Raw genomic sequence first — 21,659 nt, 5'->3', positions numbered from 1 at the left:
CTTTTAGCGCTTTTTAAGCTAATTTTAAGCGCTGTTCGTTACTTTTATGCATAACATAATAATACTTTGCTTATAATTTATAAACCCACTAATTAAAGCCACCCTTTTTGTTTAGCTATACGCGCAGCATCTATGCGGTTAGTGGCATTTAATTTTGCAATAGCGTCTGATAGGTAGTTACGCGTAGTCCCTTCGCTTATAAATAGCTGCTTGGCTATGTCGCTTGTTTTAAGGCCGTCGCTTGCAAGTTTAAGCGCTTTGCGTTCTTTATCAGTAAGCGGATCGGTGTCGTCTAATGCATTAATAGCAAGCTCTGGGTCTATCACTTTTTGCCCCTGCATTACTTTTTTAAGCGCATTTATCAACTCTTCACTGGGTGCTTCTTTTAAAATAAAACCTTTAACACCTGCCGTAAGCGCTCGCCTAATATAACCTGCACGAGAAAATGTGGTCATAATAACCATTTTTATAGCAGGGAACTTAGCGGCTATTTTTTCGCTAAGCTCTATACCATTCATGGTCGGCATTTCTATATCAGTTAAAATTATATCGGGGTGTAAATCACTATCAAGCGCCTCAATTGCATTGAGTGCATCTTGCCCGTTACTTGCTTGCCCAATAATCTCAATATTAAAATCAAGCCCTAACAATGCTGCTACTGCGTCGCGCACAAGCGCCTGATCTTCCACTAAATACACTCTGATCATTATAAATCCTTAGCTGTAATTGGCAGCACTACTTTTAAAGTAAAATTATCGCCACAGGTAAATGCTGCACTGCCATTTAGTTGCTCTGCTCGTTCTTTAATACCATTTAGACCATTGCCCGAATTCAATGTACTGCACGGACCATGGTCAATTACGGTTATAAGTAACTGCTGCGCTGTTTGTTCTATATTTATTTCGCAATTTTTTGTATTGCTATGGCGTAATAAGTTAGTAACTGCCTCTTTAATTATAAGGCCTGCTATACCCTCTACTTTAGCGGGCAGAGCATTTAAAACCACATTAAATGAAACGTTAAACCCTTGCTCTATTAACCTTTGCTTTAACTGTGCTACTTGGCTGACAAGATTAAGCTGTTTTAAATCACTTACGGCGCTTCTTACATCGCTAAGTAACTGCCTTGCCAAATCGGCCACTTGTGCAATTTCGCTATTTGCTTGAGCGTAGCGCTCTCCTTGGTTTAATTTATTAGCAAGCTCAGCCTTTAGAGCAATAGATGAAAGTGAATGGCCTAAAATATCATGTAAGTCGCGAGCTATTCGTTCTCGCTCTGCAATAGCTGCTAATTGCTCTAGTTGGTTAGCGCTTTCTTGTTCGCGCTTTTTGTATAAGCTTTCTCTTTTTGCTGCAATACCGTAACTAAATAATGTGGCGCATAGAATCAAAGCAACGCCTAAAAAGTATTGAACCTTACCTATATCACCAATATATGTGCTTAATAAAACCGTGAATATAATTGCGATCGCAGCATAAATTCTTTGACGGGAGCTGTAAGAGTAGCCTGCTATATAGGCTACGAAACCAAATAAAGTAGGCGTACCTGTGGTGTAAAAAGTAGCGCAAAAACAAATTAAGAGCATGGCTACAAATAACTTAGTCACCCCTGCACTTTTACAGTTTATTGCTTTTATATACAAAAGAATAAAAGCAACATAGAAGGCTAAAGACATAACAATTTGGTTAACGGTAAAGCTCGCAAAATTAATTATTAGCGGGAGTAAATAAAAGCCGGTAAAAATTAAATGTCCATATTTCCAAAAACCTTTATCACTTTGTTGAGAAAAGCTGCTTAACGAGCTCATACTAATACCTCAGACATATTATTTTTACTTATAGCACTATTTTTATTAATAAATATAAATAACATAAAAATGCATACCAGCATAAAGCAATCTGCGTACGTAATAGTAAAACTTAACGCCTCTAGCACTTCATTAATAGTTAAGCTGATTAAAATTAAAGAATTCATAACTACCTCCTGTTGAGTAAGGTAACTATGCCCGCGTACAAAAATAATAAGAGTGTGAAGTGTCATCAACTTTAATGACTTTTGTCATGTGGAAAAAATTCATCTTAAGAATTTTTAAGCAATGTTAATATATTCAAAAAGTACAACAAGGAAACTAAATGCAGCCTCAGCAACAAAGTTTAATTTATTTACACATAGCGGTATTACTTTTTGGCGGGACCGCTCTATTTGCCAAACTTATTGGGTTAAATGCTTTAGATATTACCGTTTACAGAACTGCAATTGCAGGAATGGCTATTTTAGCCATGCTTTATTTTCAAAAAAAACAAATTAAACTCAACAAACCTAAAGACTATCTTATTGCGTTATTTTTAGGTGTTGCGGTGGGTATTCACTGGGTTACCTATTTTGCTGGTATGCAAATGGCCGGTATAACTATTGGAATGCTGGCATTTTTTAGCTACCCCGTAATGACGGTGTTTTTAGAACCCTTATTTAATAAAAGCAGGCCAAAAGCAAAAGATATAATAAGTGCAGCGGTGGTTGTTTTAGGTATTTACTTATTAGTACCAAGTGCAAACTTGGGCGATGATGTAACCCTAGGTGTAATAACAGGTGTGATATCAGCATTGTTTTTTTCAATAAGAAACATTACTCATAAGCGCTACTTTAGCCAATATGGCGGGCCGCAAACGATGTTTTATCAAACCTTAGTGGCAAGCATTATGTTGTGTGTATTTATAGAAGTACCAGTGTATGAGGTTAGTAATCACGACCTGATTTTAATTGCTGTAGCGGGTGTTATATTTACAGCTACACCGCACTCGTTATTTGCAGCAAGTTTAAAGCATTTATCAGCGGCAACCGCGGGGTTAATTTCTTGCTTGCAGCCACTTTATGGCACCATACTGGCTATAGTAATTATTCATGAACGTCCTACTGTTATGACGTTAGTTGGTGGTGCACTCATAGTGAGTGCCGCTTGTTTTGAAACGTGGTCAATCACTAAAAAGGCTCGACAATGAAAGTATTTGCACACCGTGGTGCCAGTGGGGATTTTCCTGAAAACACCAAAAGCGCTATTTTAGAAGCGTTAAAAGTAGGTGTTGATGGTATTGAAGTAGATATTCAAAGTTCCTTAGATGATTACATGGTAATACATGACTCATGGCTTGATAGAACCACCAGCGGTAAAGGTAGGGTGAGTAACTTTACCGCTCATGAGCTCTCTAAGCTTGATGCTGGAAATGGTGAAAAAATCCCTACTCTTCAGCAGCTGTTTGATTGGAATAACAATAAATCTTTATTAAATATTGAGCTTAAACACACGTTTGCACTAGAAAGGTTTGTGGCTCAATTAGAACAAAACATTGAAGCTAAAAAAATATCGAAAGCCAATATTTTAGTATCATCGTTTGATCACCATCAACTACAGTGGCTTAAAAACAAGCTACCATGGCTTAAAATAGGCGCCCTTACTTCTTCTATTCCAATTAACTATGCAAAGTTTGCTAGTGATTTAAACGCTTATAGCGTACATGCAGATAAAACCTTTATAAATAAGGCTTTTGCAGAGGATGCAAAAAAAAGAGGCCTAAAGATTTATGCTTATACAGTCGATAGGGAAGAAGATATAGCGCTAATGCTTGAGTATGGCATAGACGGAATTTTTACAAATTACCCAGCGCGAACCAAAGCTTACTTGTTGTCGTTACAAAAAGGCTAACTTACATTCCCCTCACTTAAATAACAATCGTAGGGCTTGAGCATAATGAGTGGTTTTATGAAAATTTATAACTATATAGAGCAAACATTCTTTTTTACGTTAACCCGTAAAATAGTCGGTAATTTAAGTTTTGTATTATTGTTCCAAGCAATTACGTTATTTTGGCTGCATCAGAGTTTAAGCGAACAACAGCAAAGTACAGGGCTATTTTGGCTGCTTTCGCTTGTGATTATATCTGGTTTTATTTTTACTCTTTTTTATATGCGTTTTTTAATTGTTCGCCCTGTTACTGCTATGCGCGATACTTTGATAGAAATAAACCAACAAGATGCAAATTTAGCAGCAAAACTTCCCCAGTTTTCGTATGACGAATTTAAAGATTTAAGTTCACAATACAATATATTTACTGCCCATTTAAGTGAGTTACTCAGCACAACATATAGCAGTGCTCAAGCTAGTGCTCACAGCAATACACAAGTCACTGAATCAATGAAAAATACTGAGCAATCAAGTGAGCAACAAATACAGTTAAGCCACAGTATTATTAATGCCAGTATGCAAATAACCCAAAGCTTACAAGACATAGTAAATAATACAGATAGCGTACATAACGTTAATAATGAACACCTTAACTTTGTAAAACTATCTGCATCAGAACTCGCTGCTTTAGTAGAGCAGGTGAAACTTATTACTAATATGCTAGGTAGCTTTTCAAATACAATTGCGGGACTAAAAGAGAACAGTGAAAACATTCGTAGTATTTTAAAAATGGTTGAAGAGTTTTCTGATCAAACTAATTTGTTAGCCCTCAACGCCGCAATAGAAGCAGCTAGAGCGGGTGAAGCTGGCAGAGGATTTGCCGTAGTTGCAGACGAAGTACGCACGCTTTCAATAAAGGTAAGTGGCGCAACTAGGCAGATTAGCGACTTTATAAATCAGATGAATCATTTGGTAAACGAGACAAATAAAGAGTCAGAGCAATTAATGTCTCACTCTAATAACGCACAAAGCTCAATTAGTGCAACCTGTGATGGCTTTACTAAAATGCTTAGTGAGTTTGAGCACAACCAGCAGCAGCTGCAACAAATAGCCAGTGCTGTACATTTGCTTGAGGGCGCCCAAAGTACGACTCACCAATCGGTAGAGCAAATCGTAGCTTTAGGGGAGCAAGCTAAACAACAAATAGATACGGCATTAGCCGATAGCGAGCAATCTCAACAGCTAAGCTTACAAACCCAACAACAGTTAAAACGCTTTGTGCACTAAGAAGCGTTTTCGGGCTCAGAGAAATATGGTAAATTACGCAGCTATTAATTTAATTGTGTAAAGCGTGTGAGCAACCCTACCCCAGACTATGAAAAATTAGCCCTGCAAATAAAAACCTGGGGGCAAGAGCTTGGCTTTAGCGAAGTGGGCATTACTGATATTGACTTATCTAAGCACGAAGCCCAATTGCAACGTTGGCTTGATGCAGGCTACCACGGCTCGATGGATTATATGGCTGCCCACGGTATGAAACGCGCCCGCCCTGCTGAATTAGTACCTGGTACACAGCGTGTTATATCTGTAAAAATGAATTATCTGCCTCCCGATGCTGGCTTTGCAAAAACCTTAAAAAATAAAGAAAAAGCATATATAAGCCGCTATGCATTAGGTCGCGATTACCATAAATTAATGCGTAATCGTTTAAAAAAACTCGGCCAAAAAATAGAGCAAGAAGTTGGCGAGTATGGCTTTAGACCCTTTGTAGATTCAGCTCCTGTACTTGAGCGTCAACTTGCCGAAAAAGCGGGCTTAGGGTGGCGTGGTAAGCATTCTTTATTGATTAACCAAGAAGCTGGGTCGTGGTTCTTTTTAGGCGAGCTATTTATTGATTTACCTCTACCAATTGATGCAGAAAACACCTTTGAAGGCTGCGGAAAATGCGTTGCTTGTATTACTCTTTGCCCAACAGGTGCAATTGTAGAACCCTACGTTGTTGATGCTCGTAAATGTATATCGTACTTAACCATAGAACACCAAGGGCCAATACCAGAGCAATACCGAACTTTATTAGGTAACCGTGTTTATGGTTGTGATGATTGTCAGTTGGTATGCCCTTGGAATCGTTATGGACAAATAACTGACGAAAATGACTTTTATCCGCGTACTCAATTAAAAGATAAGGATTTACTTGAGCTGTTTGCTTGGGATGAGCCTACATTTTTAAAAAATACCGAAGGCAGCCCTATTCGCCGCATTGGTCACGAACGTTGGTTACGTAATTTAGCAGTTGGATTAGGTAATGCAGAGTTCAGTCCCGCTATTATTAATGCCCTACAAGATAAAAGCCAAATATGCAGCGAACTTGTTTTAGAACATATTGAATGGGCACTTGCTCAGCAAAACGATAAACAACGATTACAAATTCGCAAAACAGCTAGGTTAATTAGAATTGTAGAAAAAGGCTTACCAAGGGATGCATAGCACCGCTTAAGTAAACCTTTATATTGCGAAGTAACTAGTTTTTCAAAAGTAACGATAGATCTTGTTCTATCTCTGTAAAGGCTGCTTTGACTTGTTTAACAGACTCTTCTCTTGCTACTGAGTTTTGGATAGTTTCATCTACTTTTTTATAAATAAACACCTCCTGATCTTCATCCAGTCCCATTGATGGGATACGTTCTTCGAGCTCTTCTTGTAACTGTTTAAACACTTTTTCGTTGTTTTGACGGTTTTCATTCAACAAGCTAATTAAGCTATGAAACTTACTATGAACAGTACTTGCTACGGCATTAAGTTTCGCTCGTTGTGATTCAAGCATTTTCTTGGTCATGATGGCGCGTAGCTGCTGCTCGGTAACACTGACAATAAAACATACGTGGTCGCGTATACGACCATGCTTATCAGGGTCATGATCGGGCATATTTAAAATAAGTAAGCTAATCAATTCATAGTTAACTAAAATTCGGTGCGAAAACTCATGTAAGCGCCCTTTGTTTTTCAGCATTTCAAATAGCTCCACCACAATAGGTGAACACACGCCGTTTAGCGCAAAGTGGCTAATTTCATTATTTTCTCTAAATTCTACATTGCTTTGTAAATCAAAAGACTGCAGGCAATCTACAAGCGCTTTACCTAGCTCTTGAGGATCGTTAATAAAGCCTATGTTTTCAACGTAGTTAACTATTTGCCCCATTTCACTGCTATTGGCCATTGCATTAAATGCAGTTGATGTTGCATCTTCAACTTGCTTTTCTAGGCTTTGTTTTTCAACGAGTACTTGATTTAAATTTTTAAGCTTTGACTTAAGTTCATCATGGCCAAAGGGTTTTACAATATAGTCTTCTGCACCAACCGAGTAGCCTTCCATGCGCTCTTCAACTGTGCCACGAGCAGACACAAACATAACAATAATGTGTGCTGTATTTGGATTTGCTTTAAGTGCCTTACATACTTCATAGCCGTTCATTTGCGGCATACTTACGTCGAGCAATATAACCTGAGGCATATAGCCCTCAACCATGTTTAAACACTCAGGACCATTCGTTGCTACTTGTAATTCAAAATCAAGATCCTCTAAAATTTCCTCAATAATTTCAAGGTTAAAGGGTTCGTCATCAACGGCAAGTATTTTAGTTAAGGCCATAATTTATCATCCATTTAAATTCTTTAAAAAGTTACTTGGTATGCCAAAAAACAATTAATTAGTGTGTTGTATTAACTGATCTTCAGCTAAATGCTCGTCTAAGTTTATTTCTAATGGCACTTGTATAGATATAGTTGCACCACCATTTTCGTTGTTACGTGCAGTGATTTCACCTTGGTGTAAAGATACAAACTCTCTACACAATGCAAGGCCTAACCCTGTGCCACCAGCACCACTATTTGTTTTACTGCTTTGCACAAACTTAGTAAAAATATGCTCCAACTCATCTTCTGGTATACCGACCCCATTATCGGTAACCTCTATAGTAGCAAGCTTATTATCTGACTCTAAATTTACCCGTATTTTACTTTTAGGTTCGCTAAATTTAAGTGCGTTACCTAGTACGTTTCGAAGTAACTGGTTTATTTGCTCTTCATCACATTGTGCAATTACAGGTAATGGCTGTGCGGTAAATATAATCTCAATTTCTTTTTCCATTGCCGTACCAGACACATCATCAATACTTGTTTTAATAATATTCGCTAAATTATAGGGACGAGGGTTAAATGGAAACTTGCCTACATCTAGCTTAGATAGGTCGAGTAAATTATTTAGTAACGACAGTAAACGCTCACCACTACTCTCTATTCGCGATAAATACTTAATGAGTTTTTCTTTTGCAAAATCTCCAGCTTCTAATTTACTTAAACCAAAACGAGAAAAGCTTAAAATAGAGTGCATAGGTGTTCGAAGTTCATGCGACATGTTTGCTAAAAATTCTGATTTACTTAAGTTTGCAGCCTCAGCCACATTTTTAGCATGCTCGAGTTGTGAAGTACGTGCTCTTACTTGCTCTTCAAGAACATCTTTTGCTTCAAGTAATAAATCCTCTTTTTGCTTAAGATGGGTTACATTTTTAAATATGACCGCAAGTGCTATTTCGCCATGGTGATCTATCTCATTAAAAGAGCCAACTAAGGGTATATAACCTCCTGCTGTTTTAGATAAACGTAAATCGCAGCTAAATTGTCGATTACTATTTAATGTCGAAATTTTATTTTTAATACCTAACGTTGAATCATCATCTAAAAAGCTAAATACTGATTTACCTTCTAGTTCGTTAAACGGTAAGTTAAATAGTTTTAAACAAGCATCATTAGCTTCTATCACTCTACCGCATTTCTCAAACAACATAATTGCATCGGGCGTATGCTTATAAATAACCTGGAGTAGACTGTCTTTTTCAATCAGGGCATCAACTGTATCTTGTAGCCTTTCAACAAGTTCTGCGTTGTGGCGTTTTAATAACTCTGTTTGCCATAATTTATGTATTGATTGTAATAGTGAGCTGTCGTTCAGTGGCTTAATAAGTACGTCTTCCACACCTTGACGAATAGCTTCAATCATCGAAACTTGATCGGGACGTGAGGTAAATAGTAAGCAGCGACAATGTGGTTGCGTTACTTTTAAGTTTGAAAAAATTTCTAAACCTGTTCCGTCATCTAAAACAAAATCGCTTATCAGTATATCGATTTGCTTTTCTTTAGTAATTTCTAAAGCTTCTGCGGAGGTGGTTGCTGTATGAGTCTCTATATGAGCGCCGATTAAGCTATTTTTCATTTTTTCGAGGCGTTCAGGAACATGATCGACGAGTAAAATAGCGGGTAATTGCAAAATATGATTAGAGCCTAATTCTAGTAGGCTCTCTAAAAGAGAAGTAATTTCTTTATTAGAAAAAAACGGGTAGATCACGGTTGCGTCAGGCGCAGCATGATTTAGCTCACTAAATGCAGTTAGTTGCTCACCACTTTCAGCTTTTGGAGCAAGTAACATAAAACGCTCTTGCGCTACTTCACTAACAAGGGGTTTTATAGAATCAACAGGCACACCATGGGCAACAACGACTAAGTCGTAGTCGCCTATATTGGTATACATGTCTAGCATGCTGAAATGAATTAATTCGACTTCACATCCTATTAATTCTAAAAGCACTTTCACACGCATTGCGATGACACTGCTACTATCAACAATTAATATTTTTCGAATCATCAAGCTACACTTCAAATTAATAAACTTAATATGTTAATAGCGTAGTCTATTTTTATTTAATTGGCATAAACCCTTCGTCTTATTTTGTAAAAAAATATTACAACATTATGAAAAATAATTTATTCCAGATGTTTTCCAAAAATAGTAAGGCTGTACGCCTTATCATCCATTATTGCAACACTTGGCAACTCACCCCATATTGCAAAATCAAAATGTTTAAACAATTTAACACTCGGTAAGTTATGACTAAAAATAAAACCGAGTAATACCTTAATATTTAGTTGCTTAGCTTGTGTTTGGGCAAATATCATTAACTTTTTACCAAGCCCTTTACCTTGTGCTTTACTGGTAATATAAATGCTCATTTCTACTGTGCCATCGTAAGCAGGACGGCCATAAAACGATTTATAGCTCACCCAAGCAAGTACTTGGTTATTTTCGCAATAAACGTAAATAGGCCTCTTATCGTTATGGCTATTAAACCAGTCACGCTTTTCGTCAACGGTCACTTCTTCGGTATCTGCAGTTACCATTCGCCCTGCAATAGTTTCGTTGTAAATGGCTACAATTTCTTTAAGGTCATTAATAGTTGCTAAACGGATTGTCATAGGTCATTTGGGGGTTGATCAATTTGTTCCATATTAGCGTATGATTATCCAATCAAACAATCGTAAATTTTAGGTAATGTAATGCTAAAAAAAATTATAATAGGATTAATGGCTTTATTTATTAATACTTCACTCCAAGCTGAAACATCATCAACTATTAACCAAACTTCTGCCCAAAACTGTCAAGATTTTACTAATGTAGATATGCGAAAGCTTCGCTCAAAAGAATCGATTAACTTGTGCAAATTCAAAAATAAGCCTTTATTGATAGTAAACACGGCGAGTAATTGTGGGTTTACGCCTCAATTTAAAGGCCTTGAAGCATTATATCAACAATACAAAGATCAAGGTTTAGTCGTATTAGGGTTCCCCTCTGATGACTTTTTTCAAGAAGAAGATAATGAAAAAGAAACAGCAAAAGTATGCTTTGTAAACTATGGTGTAACTTTTCCCATGTTTGCCACCAGCAAAGTTCGTGGTAGCGAAGCAAATCCAATTTTTAAATATTTGAATGAGCAAACTAGCTCTCCAAATTGGAACTTTTATAAATACTTAGTGTCTGCTGATCGTAAAACAATTTTACGGTTTAACAGTAAAGTGGCACCTAACTCAGAGCAAATGATTACTGCAATTGAAACTGTGTTTTCTAATAAATAAGTTTATACTGGTACAATTAGTTGAAACTAACTAGAATGACATTTCAATTCGGTTAAAAAAACACCACATTATATTCGGGAGATTTTATGACAGTAGCAAGCGCACGACACATACTTGTAGACAGTGAAGCACAATGCTTAGACTTAAAAACAAAAATTGAGCAAGGCGAAGACTTTGCTGAATTAGCAAAAGCACATTCTAATTGTCCTTCAGGTCAGGATGGCGGTGCTCTTGGTGAGTTTGGCCCTGGTATGATGGTTCCAGAGTTTGATAAAGTTGTATTTTCTGCGCCAATTAATCAAGTACAAGGCCCTGTACAAACTCAATTTGGTTATCATTTACTTGAAGTTACTAGCCGTTCAGAATAAATTTAACTGTACTGTAAGTAACATTTGATAAAAGCCGCTTATGCGGCTTTTTTATGGAGTAATTATGCAATTAATTGGTTCTGTACCTTCACCTTACGTACGCCGAATTAGAATTTGGGCGCAAGAAAACGACTGCAAGCTAGAACTTGTAAGTTTAGACATATTTTCTGATCAAGACCGCCCTACCATGGCCAGTAAAAACCCGGCTCGAAAAATCCCGATTTTGGTAGATGGTGACTTAACACTTAGCGACTCTAATTCTATATTGCGTTATTTACTTGAAAAAACAGGTCAGCCAAAACTAACGTGGCCTCAAGAGCACTTACTTACAACTATAAATGCCTGTAACGATTCGTTAGTAGAAATGGTGTTATGTAAACGTTCTGGATTTGACACCAAAAGCGATAAATTATTTTTTAATCTGCAAAACGAACGTATTGAGCAAACATTGAGCTTTTTAAATTCTCATTTAAGCGATGAAGAATTTAAAAGCTGTGAATACCTCAACATCAGTTTATACTGCCTGCTTGATTGGATTTGCTTTCGCGAATTGGCTGACTTTAGTCAGCATTCAGCGCTTGTTGCTTTTCATAAGCAATATGGTGAGCGCCAAGCAGCAATAGACACTAATCCTCGTCACTAATTTAAAAGGGTAAACACATGAGCGATATCGAAATTGAATCACAACTAGTTAGCTTCGTAGAAAAAGTACGTGTTAGCGAAGTAATTTGGGCACTTGGTGCAGAAGATAATGGCTTTGTAGTGTGCGATTCTAACCAATTTGACGAAACTGACGTACTACTGCTTTGGGAAAGTGAAGCAGCAGCTAAAGCACAGTGTAAAGAAGAGTGGAAAGATTACAGTCCAGTAGAAATCAACCTTGATGAATTTTTAGATGCATGGGTTGAAGACTTAAATGAAGATAATGCACTTGTTGGTATTAACTGGAATGATGACCAAGTATGTGCAGAAATTGAGCCTACAGGTTTAGCTCGCGCATTGAGTGAATAATACTTTATACGCTTTGCGTTAAAAGCGAATAAAACCCGACTAGCATCTATTGCTAGTTGGGTATAAAATAAAACACATCATTATTTTCAAGGTATTACGTTGAAAACCCATCTTGGTCGCCGCCCCTTTTCCGCCATGGAATTGCACACCCTTTATAACGGATATATATACGGTGATTTTAAAGTTGCACGAGAGCAACCAAAACACTGGCACTTTTGGCTCCCTTTAATTGCATATTATAGCGGTGCTTATAGCGATGAGATTGGTTACTTAACGCTTGATGATCTGTCTCTTGAAAAAAATGTCTTATGTTTTAATTTTTATACCCACGGTAAAATTAAACCTCGTTTAGTTCCAGTACATCAAGCTCTTATAAATGCTGGATTTAATGAATATATAACATTCATCAAATCGCAAAACCAACACCGATTAATGTTCGACTTACCCGCTAAAACTGGCAGGTACAGTGAAAAAGTACGTATTTGGTTTTCAGGTGAAGGGGAGCGAGCCGGTTACCTGCAAAAATGTGATATACCAAACGTAGATCAACTCGGTATGAAAACAGCAATAAGCAGTCTTCGTCTTAACTTTGAGCAACAAGTGCGTATATACGCCCTGCAAGCTAACTCTAAAGACACATTTAATTATTTAATGGGCTTTAACGAGTATCCACACGATGTGTTTAGCGATACTCACTTATTAAATACCGTTGTCCAACAAATACGTATTATTAACTCACACCTGCATTGGCAGCGTTTTATAACACGCGAAAGCCACTGACAAACTTTGTTACTATTTCCCTTTAAAGTCACCGTTATAATCAATTACTCTATTTAAAAAAACTGTTAGGATATCTAACCCCCTAATTATATGAGCATAAAAAAGCCTATTTAGGGTAGTTTCTAACAACAACAATCTAGGGATCACTATGTTTCTTAAAAGCCTCTTAACAGTGAGCGTTGCTTTGGCAATGGGTGCTGCAAACGCTAACGAATTCGTTATTGAAAAACTCGCAAAACCAAGTTCACAACAGGTCTCGTTAACACTCGACCCGAGCCAAGATACATTCACAGGGATGACTGAGATTTCCCTAGAAGTACTAAAGCCAACAAAATATATTGAGTTAAATGGCGTAGCTTACGCTGTTAAAATGGCGCAACTGCTTGGTGATGAAAGCTGTGATTTAAACAATGAAATGCTTAAAACAGGTAAAGTTAAATTTAGCTGTGATGAACAAATTCAACCAGGTAAATACACACTTAAAGTTGATTTTTCAGCGCCATATAACCGTCAAAGTGTTGGTTTATACAAAACATTAGACCAAGGCACACCTTACTTATTTACTCAATTTGAAATGAGTGATGCACGCCGTGCATTTCCTGTTTTTGACGAGCCAAGTTACAAAATTCCATTTCAGTTAACGATTACTGCGCCTACATCACAAAAAGTATATTCAAATACGCCAGAACTAAAAACAACGGTTGATGGCGATATGACCACACACTTTTTTGATAAAACACCGCCAATCCCTTCATACCTAGTGGCAATGGCCGTTGGCCCATTTGAAGAATTAGAAATTAAAGGCATGCCAATTCCTGGTCGTGTAATTACGCCACAAGGTAAAATTCACTTAGCCCAATACGCAAAAGAAAATATGCCAAAAGTACTAGGCGCACTTGAAGCGTATTTTGGTATTCCTTACGTTTACAAAAAATTAGACTCAGTAGCGGTACCAGAATTTCCATTTGGCGCAATGGAAAACTCAGGCTTAGTTACCTACAGAGAAGATATTTTACTGGTTGATTTAGCTGCCGCAACACGTAGTAAAAAACAACGTAATGTATCAATTATTGCTCACGAACTTGCTCACCAATGGTACGGTAACTTAGTAACCATGAAATGGTGGAACGACTTATGGTTAAACGAAGCGTTTGCTAGCTGGATGGCTGCAAAAATTACTAAGCAGCTTAACCCTGAATTTGAATCGCACTTAGACCTGCCACAAAACAACGTAATGGCACTTGATGCACGTTTAAGCACTAAGCCTATTCGTAAGCCAATTAAAACCGAAGCCGACATTATGGATGGTTTAGGCCTTGCTTACAGTAAAGGCAGCTCAGTACTTGCTATGGTTGAAAACTGGATTGGCGAAGATGCATTTCAAAAAGGCATTCAAAGCTACTTAAAAGAGTTTTCGTACAAAAATGCTGAAGCGGCTGATTTATGGGAAGCACTAGGCAAAGCATCAAACAAAGATGTAGCAAGCGTTTTAAAATCGTTTATAGAGCAATCCTCTTTCCCACTAGTTAAAGTGACTCAACAAGGTAGCAAAGTAACTATTTCACAAAGCCGCTTTGTAAATGCAGGTGTGGATGCGCCAGAGCAGCTATGGAATGTACCGGTTGCAATTAAGTATGGTGCTGGCGATAAAGTAAAAACAGCAAACGTATTACTTAATAAACAAAGCCAAACGCTAGACTTAGACTTTGAACCAGAGTGGATTTATCCTGACCAAGGTGCACTAGGCTACTATCGCTGGGTAATGGATGACGCACAATTTAGCGCACTTGTTAAAAAAGCGCCAAGCGTACTGAGTGACCGTGAGCGTTTAGCGTTACTATCGGCTACTGATGCACTACTTGATGCTGGTGTTATATCTGCTGCTAAGTTAATGCAAACACTTGAAGTGTTCGTAAGCGATAGCCATCCTCGCGTAGCAAATACCGCACTAGGTTACTTAGTATCGCAACAACGTACTTTTAAAGACGATAGCAATAAAGATTTATGGCCAGAATTTATTCGCGGTGCAGTAACGCCTGCGGCTAAAAAATATGGCCTAGAAGCTAAAGCGGGAGAAGATGGAGCTATTGCACAACTTCGTGCAGCCGTTGTATCACGCTTAGGTTTTGATGGTGAAGATCAAAACGTCATCAAAAAGGCAAAAGAACAAACACAAGTTTATTTAAATGATCCACAAAAAGTAGATCCTTATTTAGCGGGTACGTACTTAACTCTTGCTGCTTTTCATGGTGACAAAGCGCTGCTTGATCAGTTCATGACAACGTTTAAAACCACAAAAGATCCACAAGTACGTACTAACATGCTTGCTGCAATGGGCTTTTTTGGCAAACCTGAGTTACAAAAAGCGGTATTAGCTTATAGTTTAACGGATGAAGTAACGGCATCTGACATGCGCACTATTTTGTCAGGTCAAAGTTATACAGATGAGCGCCAAGCGTTATTTATTGACTGGGTTTACAGTAACTACGATAAAGTAACAGCAAGCTTACCGCCGTTCTTTATTCCTAACTTACCGTACTTTACAACGGCGAGTTGTAATGCAGAAAGCTTAGCTAAAACGAAGACCTTCTTTAACGAAAAAGTAGCAGATGTAGCTGGCTACGCGCGTACATTAAGTAAGCTTGAAGAAAGCACAAACGATTGTATTGCGCTTAAAACACGCGAACTTGAATCGGTTAATAGTTTCTTAAAAAGTAAGTAATTATTAGGCTTATTAAGCTATATGTCCCGTCCTAAAATACGTTGACGGTTTTAAATGAAGGCCAGTAGCTTTTGCTCCTGGTCTTTTTTATGCACTTGGTTTGGTGTTTTCATTCCTAAACTTAAATGCGGCCTCAATTCATTGTATATCAATATCGATTCATCGACGAGCTGCTTTAGCTCTTCTAGGTTTTGGCATTTATAGAGTAAGAATTCCTGCTTCAATATGCCGTTAATACGCTCCGCCAGTGCATTCTGATAGCAGTCATAGCCATCGGTCATTGATGGAATAATGCCATTTTCATTAAGCTTTACTTGATATACCCGCGAGCAATACTGCAACCCTCTATCTGAATGATGAATCGTACTACATTGATACTGACGATTATTGATGGTCATATCTAATGCCTTAACCACATCTGTCGCCTTCATTTCATCACTGAGTTCATATCCCATAATTTTTCGACTATACGCATCAGTTACTAGCGATAGATAGTGAACACCTTGCGCTGATTGAACGTAGGTTATATCACTTACAAATACCTCTTCTGGCTTCGATGGCTGCCTATCTTTAAGTAAGTTAGGATGCTTTTTCATCCAATGTTTACTAAACGTAGTTTTTGTATAACTACGCTTAGGCTTAACCAATAAATGTTCATTTTTCAGGTAACTAAAGAAAGCGTCTCGACCTAAACTTATGCCTTGCTCTATGAACTTGGGTTTAAGTAGAAAGTATAATTTTCTTCCGCCTAAACGCGGCATAAAGCGCCGTATTTCCAATACCATCGCTTTAACTGGTGCGAGTTCAATCGCACGCAATTTAGCTCTGCTCTCTCGTTGATATATCGCTTGTCTCGTTATACCAAGCAGCTTGCAAGCACGTTCTAAGCTAACTATTTTTTGCTTTTGAAGGCTTCTTGCTCCTTGGCAATATACTTTTTTCGAAGGCTTGTCCCATGCTCCGCATCATGAATATTAACCACTTCATTGAGTAACAGGTTACGTAAATGCTCATCTTCAAGCTCTCGTTCGAGGCGTTTGATTTTTTGAGCGGGACTTTCTTTGGCTTTAGGTGATGTAGGCATAGTTATCTTAGGTGATTGAGTCCAATCCATCTTACCGTGTTTTCTTAACCAAGTAAGCACGGTTGAACGACCTTGTATGCCATAAATTTTTTGGGCTTGTTTATAAGTCATATCGCCTTTTTCTACAGCGTGAACAACTTGTAATTTAAAGCCTAATGAATAATCTCGTTGTGTTCGTTTGAGCGGTGTATTATTTGACTTGGTCATAATAAATCCTAAATGTGTAAACACATTTCAGGACGAGACAATAAAAATACAAAAGCCGCTGAATATAAATTCAGCGGCTTTTTACGTTTATGTTTACGTTTATATTTTTGCTTTATTAATTACCAATAATCATCGTAAGTTTAGCTATAAAATCTTTTGCTGCTTGCTCAGAGTTTATTTTAAACGCAACACCGTAGTGAATAGGTTGAGCGCTTTTAAAAATGCGCGTAGGAAAACGTGTCATCTCACTGCTATGAAAATACCCTTGCGCACGCGTTACGCCATCAATATCATTAAAATCATCGCTAAATACTTCAAATGCCGGGCGAATTACTATTTTACCCTTGCCGCTTTCGCTGTGAGTATAAAATGCTTCTTTAGAGTTTACTAACATGTACTCTGCAATGTTTTTAATTTTAAAATTACTTCTACACTGTAATTTAATAAGCTGTTCTGTCAGCTCGTCTGCACTATAAGCCACGTGTAATCCCTATTAGTTAATTTGCGTATTAGATTAACGCATACACAATAAAATCTGAATTTATTTGTCTGCTTTACTTTGTTATATCACATACAAAAGCGAGTTTTTCATTGTTGTAACTCATTCTTGTTATATTTGCTTCGCAGTAGGTGCTTAAATTAAGCCATTGCGATACTTCATCACTTCCATCAAGTTTACGCTGATAAACGCGGTTTTTAATAGCATAAGCAATGGTCGTATTATCTTTTAAAATAAAATCTTGAACTTGAGCCGGTAACCTTAATAGGTCTTCAACTTGTTTATCTTGTGGATTAAAACTCGCTAAAATATGTTGCTCGTTTTTAGTGTAAGTAAATAAAAATGCAGCCATTGAGTTGTTATAAATAAGCGTTCGGCCAATATTACTGGCAGCTATTTCCCCCTTCGCTTGTGCAACAGAAGTATATTGAAGAGTGTGAGGCTTTCCTAAAATAAACATCACTAAATCATTTTGAACACCCCATGCATGGTATCCAACAGGTTCAATCCAATCAAAAATACGACTTGGCGCATCTTCATTTTTGAGTGGGTATTGCCACAATTTTTGCTTACCGTCAGCTTCTACAACAATCGCTGATATCGCATCACCACTTGGCATAACTGTTGGTGAATATTCGCTTACGGGAGAGTTAGTTATATTGGTAACTTTTTTTGACGTGAAATCATAATAAGCAATATCAGTTTGGCTTTGCCCTTTATTAATTACTTCATGAGTAAAGTATAGACCTGTACTTGTTAAGTGCGGTTGGTTGTTATAACTATTTTTATCGCTCACTATACTAACTTGTACCCCGAAAGGTGTATTTAAATCAGCAAGTAATACTTGGCTTTTTGGCATGCTAGCCTGCACCACTATTGGGCTCAGCGCTGCTATAGAAAATAATCCAAGTAATGGTTTAATAAGTTTCATGCTTTCTCTCGTTTTAATTTTAAGCACCTCATGATAACGTTATTTGCTGATGGCGTCACTTGAGCTAAGTCAGTCAACTCTTAAGATACCCAAACGACTTAAAATAATGTTAAGTTTAGTCTGGTTATAAAACCTGGTCCTAAAAAAGAGAATTAACATGTCAGCTAAAAATCCTATTATTGCGATTACGGGTTCATCTGGTGCGGGTACAACCACCACAACGAATGCAATTAAACATATTTTCCGTAGCCTTAATATTCAAGCGGCTTTTGTCGAAGGAGATAGCTTTCATCGTTACACTCGCCCAGAAATGGATAAAAAAGTTCGAGAAGCACAACAAGAAGGTAAGCATATTAGTTACTTTGGCCGAGAGGCCAATGACTTTGGCGCTTTAAAAACGTTGTTTGAAAACTATAGCGAAACAGGTCAAGGAAAGTTACGCCGCTACTTACACACCTTTGATGAAGCCGTTCCGTACAATCAATTACCAGGTACATTTACACCTTGGCAAGATCTTGATCATAATACTGACATTTTGTTTTATGAAGGATTACACGGTGGTGTAGTTGATCAAGATGTAGACGTTGCAAAGCATGTCGATTTATTAATAGGCATGGTTCCAATTATTAACCTTGAGTGGATTCAAAAATTAATACGCGATACATCCGAACGAGGCCATTCTCGCGAAGCGGTTATGGGCTCTATTGTGCGCAGTATGGATGACTATATAAATCATATTACCCCACAGTTTTCTCGTACCCATATTAATTTTCAGCGCGTGCCGACTGTTGATACATCAAACCCATTTAGCGCCAAAGATATTCCATCGCTTGATGAAAGCTTTGTAGTTATTCGCTTTAGGGGTATTGATGATGTTGATTTTCCTTATTATTTACGGATGATCGAAGGCAGTTTTATGTCTCGTATTAATACGCTTGTAGTACCAGGGGGCAAGATGGGCTTAGCTATGGAGCTGGTTCTTACTCCACTTATTAAAGATATTATTTTGAAAAAGCGTGCACTGGAAAACTTAGCACCTTTGGATATACCTATTTAACTCCTCTTCTAAGATTGAGCTCTCTCACGTACACTGCTGATTTTAGTATCAATAAGGGACATTGTGTTGTACTCATTAAAAATTATTGTGGGTTCTAAAAACCCTGTAAAAATTAACGCTGCTAAACATATTTTTGCAATGTATTTCCCTGAACATGAAATTGATTGCCAAGGTGTTGATGCCCTATCCAATGTGCCAGATCAACCTATTGGCGAAGAAGAAACACGTGTTGGCGCACAAAACCGTGTTAATTATTGCAAAGAGCATTACCAAGCTCACTACTACGTGGCAATGGAAGGCGGTGCAGAGCAATTTAGCTATGGTGCAGCAACCTTTGCTTACGTAGTTATTGATAATGCCTTAAATCAGGTTGTAGGGCGCAGCAGCAACCTCCCCTTGCCTCAAGTGCTTTATAACGCATTACTTAACGGCGAAGAGCTTGGCGATGTAATGGACAAAGCATTTAATACCACCAACGTTAAACAAAAAGGGGGCGCTATTGGGTTACTTACAAACAATCACGCCACGCGCGAAAGCACCTATACACAAGCACTCACTTTAGCTATGGCGCCCTTTCTACACGTAGATCTCTACAGCCAAACAAATTAATTTAGGAAGTTTAATGAAATACAACTATGTATTGTTTGATGCAGACGAAACCTTATTTAGGTTTGATATTTTAGCGGGCATGACTCGCATGTTTAAAGCTTACAACGTAGATTTTAGCCAAGACGATTATATTCATTATCAAAAAACCAATAAGCAGCTGTGGGTTGATTATCAAAATGGCACGATTAGCGCAGATTACTTACAAGTAACACGCTTTAATGAGTGGGCTTCAAAGCTTAATGTGCCCGCAAAAGAGCTAAACGATGCTTTTTTAGATGCTATGGCGCAAATTTGCGAGCCATTACCTGGTGCTATCGAGCTTTTAAATAAACTTAAGCCAAATGCTCAATTGGGTATTATTACTAACGGATTTGCCCGCTTACAAACCGTACGCCTTGAGCATACTGGCTTAAAAGATATGTTTGAATGGTTAGTAATATCTGAACTTGTGGGTATAGCAAAACCAAATAAAGCGATTTTTGAGCACACATTTGATCTAATGGGTAACCCAGATAAAAGCGAGATACTTATGGTGGGTGATACTGCTGCAAGCGACATACTTGGCGGCAACAATGCAGGTATTGATACTTGCTGGTTACAACACCCTGGTGAACAATTAGCCGATGGAATAAAACCAACCTATACAATAACTCATTTAAATCAGTTACAAGCTCTTTTAGAATTATAATAGAGTAAATTTTACGCAAAAAAAATGACGCTAATTAGCGTCATTTTTTATAACTGTTTGTGAGCTGTTCTTTTACTGCTTTTAGGCTGGAGCTAACTCAAGACCGGGTGCAGGCATCGTCACAGGCGTTTCAAATGTTGCCCACTCCCATGCTGACTCTGTAGCCATAATTTTACGTAGTAATTTATTATTTAAATCATGACCCGATTTAAACGCAGTTACTTTACCCAAAAGGTTATGACCTGTCATAAACATGTCACCAACACAGTCTAATATCTTGTGCTTAACAAACTCATCGCTATAACGTAAGCCATTAGGATTTAAAACTTTGAATTCATCAAGTACCACAGCACTATCCATGCTACCACCTAGCGCTAGGTTGTTTGCATGCATGTATTCAATATCTTTCATAAATCCAAAAGTACGCGCACGGCTAATTTCTTCAATAAAGCTTTGCGTTGTTATGTCCAACCCAATACGTTGGCGACTTTCATTGATAGCTGGGTGGTTAAATGCAATCTCAAAGTCGATATGAAAACCATCATATGGTTCAACTTCAGCCCACTTACCATCTTCTTCAATGCGTACTTTTTCTTTAATACGGATAAAGCGTTTAGCAACGTTTTGTTCTTCAATTCCGCCTTTTTGTAACAGATATATGAATGGTAATGCACTACCATCCATAATCGGCACTTCTGAGCTGTCCAATTCTACAATTAGATTATCAATGCCCATTGCAGCAACAGCTGCAATAAGATGCTCAGTAGTTGATAAGCGAACACCATCTTTGTTAATTAAACAGGTACACAACTGCGTATCACCAACGGCTTCAGGTGTTGTTTCAAAATCAACAACCGGATCAAGGTCGACACGACGAAATACAATCCCAGTATTTGCGCTCGCAGGTCGGAGAGTTATTGTGACCTTCTCACCTTTATGAAGTCCAATTCCTATGGCTTTGACTACTTGTGCAATCGTACGCTGTTTAATCATAGGTATGCTCACTTTTAAATCAGTTACAGTTAGACGGCGGATCTTAACATAAATCCTTTTGCCTTTCA

The 21,659-nt window shown here is 37.8% G+C and carries 23 protein-coding genes; 13 read left to right on the top strand and 10 right to left on the bottom strand.

Annotation, left to right across the window (positions count from 1 at the left end):
* Positions 1–92 precede the first annotated feature (92 nt).
* The 3 genes from AC5NT5_RS03240 to AC5NT5_RS03230 are packed head-to-tail and all read right to left on the bottom strand — an operon-like array spanning position 93 to position 1,974.
* The gene (locus tag AC5NT5_RS03240; protein WP_494513363.1) at positions 93–707 is read right to left on the bottom strand and encodes a response regulator transcription factor; all 615 of its coding nucleotides are present in this window, start codon (positions 705–707) and stop codon (positions 93–95) included.
* The gene (locus AC5NT5_RS03235) at positions 707–1,807 is read right to left on the bottom strand and encodes a sensor histidine kinase (protein ID WP_058154166.1); all 1,101 of its coding nucleotides are present in this window, start codon (positions 1,805–1,807) and stop codon (positions 707–709) included. The genes AC5NT5_RS03240 and AC5NT5_RS03235 overlap by 1 nt, the downstream gene beginning before the upstream one ends.
* Positions 1,804–1,974: a hypothetical protein gene (locus tag AC5NT5_RS03230; RefSeq protein ID WP_167380508.1), complete on the bottom strand. Its 171-nt coding sequence runs from the start codon at positions 1,972–1,974 to the stop codon at positions 1,804–1,806. Before AC5NT5_RS03230 ends, AC5NT5_RS03235 begins: the two co-directional genes overlap by 4 nt.
* Positions 1,975–2,132: 158 nt before the next feature.
* On the opposite strand from AC5NT5_RS03230, the gene AC5NT5_RS03225 reads away from it, so the two are divergent.
* From AC5NT5_RS03225 to queG, 4 genes are all read left to right on the top strand, one after another.
* The gene (locus AC5NT5_RS03225; protein ID WP_494513362.1) at positions 2,133–2,999 is read left to right on the top strand and encodes a DMT family transporter; all 867 of its coding nucleotides are present in this window, start codon (positions 2,133–2,135) and stop codon (positions 2,997–2,999) included.
* A complete protein-coding gene (locus AC5NT5_RS03220; protein ID WP_182670918.1) occupies positions 2,996–3,700 on the top strand; it encodes a glycerophosphodiester phosphodiesterase in 705 nt (234 codons plus the stop codon). Before AC5NT5_RS03225 ends, AC5NT5_RS03220 begins: the two co-directional genes overlap by 4 nt.
* A gap of 45 nt (positions 3,701–3,745) precedes the next feature.
* Positions 3,746–4,966 (top strand): methyl-accepting chemotaxis protein, encoded by a 1,221-nt coding sequence (locus AC5NT5_RS03215; protein WP_494513361.1) that lies wholly within the window; start codon positions 3,746–3,748, stop codon positions 4,964–4,966.
* A 66-nt stretch (positions 4,967–5,032) separates the two neighbouring features.
* Complete coding sequence (gene queG / locus AC5NT5_RS03210; protein WP_494513360.1) at positions 5,033–6,166, top strand: tRNA epoxyqueuosine(34) reductase QueG; 1,134 nt, start codon at positions 5,033–5,035, stop codon at positions 6,164–6,166.
* A gap of 34 nt (positions 6,167–6,200) precedes the next feature.
* Here queG and AC5NT5_RS03205 read toward each other — a convergent pair whose 3' ends face one another.
* The 3 genes from AC5NT5_RS03205 to AC5NT5_RS03195 all read right to left on the bottom strand — a co-directional run bounded on the left by AC5NT5_RS03205 (position 6,201) and on the right by AC5NT5_RS03195 (position 9,985).
* A complete protein-coding gene (locus AC5NT5_RS03205; RefSeq protein WP_058154163.1) occupies positions 6,201–7,328 on the bottom strand; it encodes a response regulator in 1,128 nt (375 codons plus the stop codon).
* A 54-nt stretch (positions 7,329–7,382) separates the two neighbouring features.
* Positions 7,383–9,377: a sensor histidine kinase gene (locus AC5NT5_RS03200; protein WP_494513359.1), complete on the bottom strand. Its 1,995-nt coding sequence runs from the start codon at positions 9,375–9,377 to the stop codon at positions 7,383–7,385.
* A gap of 119 nt (positions 9,378–9,496) precedes the next feature.
* Entirely contained in the window at positions 9,497–9,985 is a 489-nt protein-coding gene (locus AC5NT5_RS03195; RefSeq protein ID WP_170071700.1) for a GNAT family N-acetyltransferase, read from the bottom strand.
* Between the two features lie 81 nt (positions 9,986–10,066).
* Between AC5NT5_RS03195 and AC5NT5_RS03190 the strand changes: the two genes are divergently transcribed.
* From AC5NT5_RS03190 to AC5NT5_RS03165, 6 genes are all read left to right on the top strand, one after another.
* Positions 10,067–10,642: a glutathione peroxidase gene (locus AC5NT5_RS03190; RefSeq protein ID WP_290192172.1), complete on the top strand. Its 576-nt coding sequence runs from the start codon at positions 10,067–10,069 to the stop codon at positions 10,640–10,642.
* An 86-nt stretch (positions 10,643–10,728) separates the two neighbouring features.
* Positions 10,729–11,010: a peptidylprolyl isomerase gene (locus AC5NT5_RS03185; RefSeq protein WP_002958009.1), complete on the top strand. Its 282-nt coding sequence runs from the start codon at positions 10,729–10,731 to the stop codon at positions 11,008–11,010.
* A gap of 64 nt (positions 11,011–11,074) precedes the next feature.
* Complete coding sequence (locus AC5NT5_RS03180) at positions 11,075–11,653, top strand: glutathione S-transferase family protein (RefSeq protein WP_024599303.1); 579 nt, start codon at positions 11,075–11,077, stop codon at positions 11,651–11,653.
* A gap of 17 nt (positions 11,654–11,670) precedes the next feature.
* Positions 11,671–12,021 carry a DUF2750 domain-containing protein gene (locus tag AC5NT5_RS03175; RefSeq protein ID WP_024599302.1) on the top strand — a complete coding sequence of 117 codons (351 nt, stop codon included), beginning with the start codon at positions 11,671–11,673 and terminating at the stop codon, positions 12,019–12,021.
* 99 nt (positions 12,022–12,120) lie between these two features.
* The gene (locus AC5NT5_RS03170) at positions 12,121–12,801 is read left to right on the top strand and encodes a site-specific integrase (RefSeq protein ID WP_024599301.1); all 681 of its coding nucleotides are present in this window, start codon (positions 12,121–12,123) and stop codon (positions 12,799–12,801) included.
* Positions 12,802–12,949: 148 nt separating this feature from the next.
* Complete coding sequence (locus AC5NT5_RS03165; protein ID WP_494513358.1) at positions 12,950–15,523, top strand: M1 family metallopeptidase; 2,574 nt, start codon at positions 12,950–12,952, stop codon at positions 15,521–15,523.
* Positions 15,524–15,573: 50 nt separating this feature from the next.
* Here AC5NT5_RS03165 and AC5NT5_RS03160 read toward each other — a convergent pair.
* From AC5NT5_RS03160 to AC5NT5_RS03150, 3 genes are all read right to left on the bottom strand, one after another.
* Positions 15,574–16,814 (bottom strand): IS3 family transposase gene (locus AC5NT5_RS03160; RefSeq protein WP_518528057.1). Its coding sequence is split into 2 segments (ribosomal slippage): positions 15,574–16,445 and positions 16,445–16,814, totalling 1,242 coding nucleotides; the frame shifts between segments, so codons are not numbered across the junction.
* Positions 16,815–16,929: 115 nt separating this feature from the next.
* Entirely contained in the window at positions 16,930–17,295 is a 366-nt protein-coding gene (locus AC5NT5_RS03155; protein ID WP_007376965.1) for a hypothetical protein, read from the bottom strand.
* Positions 17,296–17,368: 73 nt separating this feature from the next.
* Positions 17,369–18,244, bottom strand: a complete 876-nt coding sequence (locus tag AC5NT5_RS03150; RefSeq protein WP_494513356.1) for a TolB-like translocation protein — start codon at positions 18,242–18,244, stop codon at positions 17,369–17,371.
* A 157-nt stretch (positions 18,245–18,401) separates the two neighbouring features.
* Between AC5NT5_RS03150 and AC5NT5_RS03145 the strand changes: the two genes are divergently transcribed.
* The 3 genes from AC5NT5_RS03145 to yjjG all read left to right on the top strand — a co-directional run bounded on the left by AC5NT5_RS03145 (position 18,402) and on the right by yjjG (position 20,598).
* Positions 18,402–19,301, top strand: coding sequence for a phosphoribulokinase (locus tag AC5NT5_RS03145; RefSeq protein ID WP_002958002.1), 900 nt, complete (start codon positions 18,402–18,404; stop codon positions 19,299–19,301).
* Positions 19,302–19,364: 63 nt separating this feature from the next.
* On the top strand, positions 19,365–19,910 hold the full coding sequence (gene yjjX / locus AC5NT5_RS03140; protein WP_096040826.1) for an inosine/xanthosine triphosphatase: 546 nt from the start codon (positions 19,365–19,367) through the stop codon (positions 19,908–19,910).
* Between the two features lie 13 nt (positions 19,911–19,923).
* Positions 19,924–20,598 (top strand): pyrimidine 5'-nucleotidase, encoded by a 675-nt coding sequence (yjjG, locus tag AC5NT5_RS03135; protein WP_494513355.1) that lies wholly within the window; start codon positions 19,924–19,926, stop codon positions 20,596–20,598.
* 81 nt (positions 20,599–20,679) lie between these two features.
* Here yjjG and lpxC read toward each other — a convergent pair whose 3' ends face one another.
* A complete protein-coding gene (lpxC, locus tag AC5NT5_RS03130) occupies positions 20,680–21,591 on the bottom strand; it encodes a UDP-3-O-acyl-N-acetylglucosamine deacetylase (protein WP_002957999.1) in 912 nt (303 codons plus the stop codon).
* Positions 21,592–21,659 lie beyond the last annotated feature (68 nt).

The sequence above is a fragment of the Pseudoalteromonas sp. J2K-J599 genome, from assembly GCF_059295115.2.
This window is presented reverse-complemented; position numbering and strand designations above follow the sequence as displayed.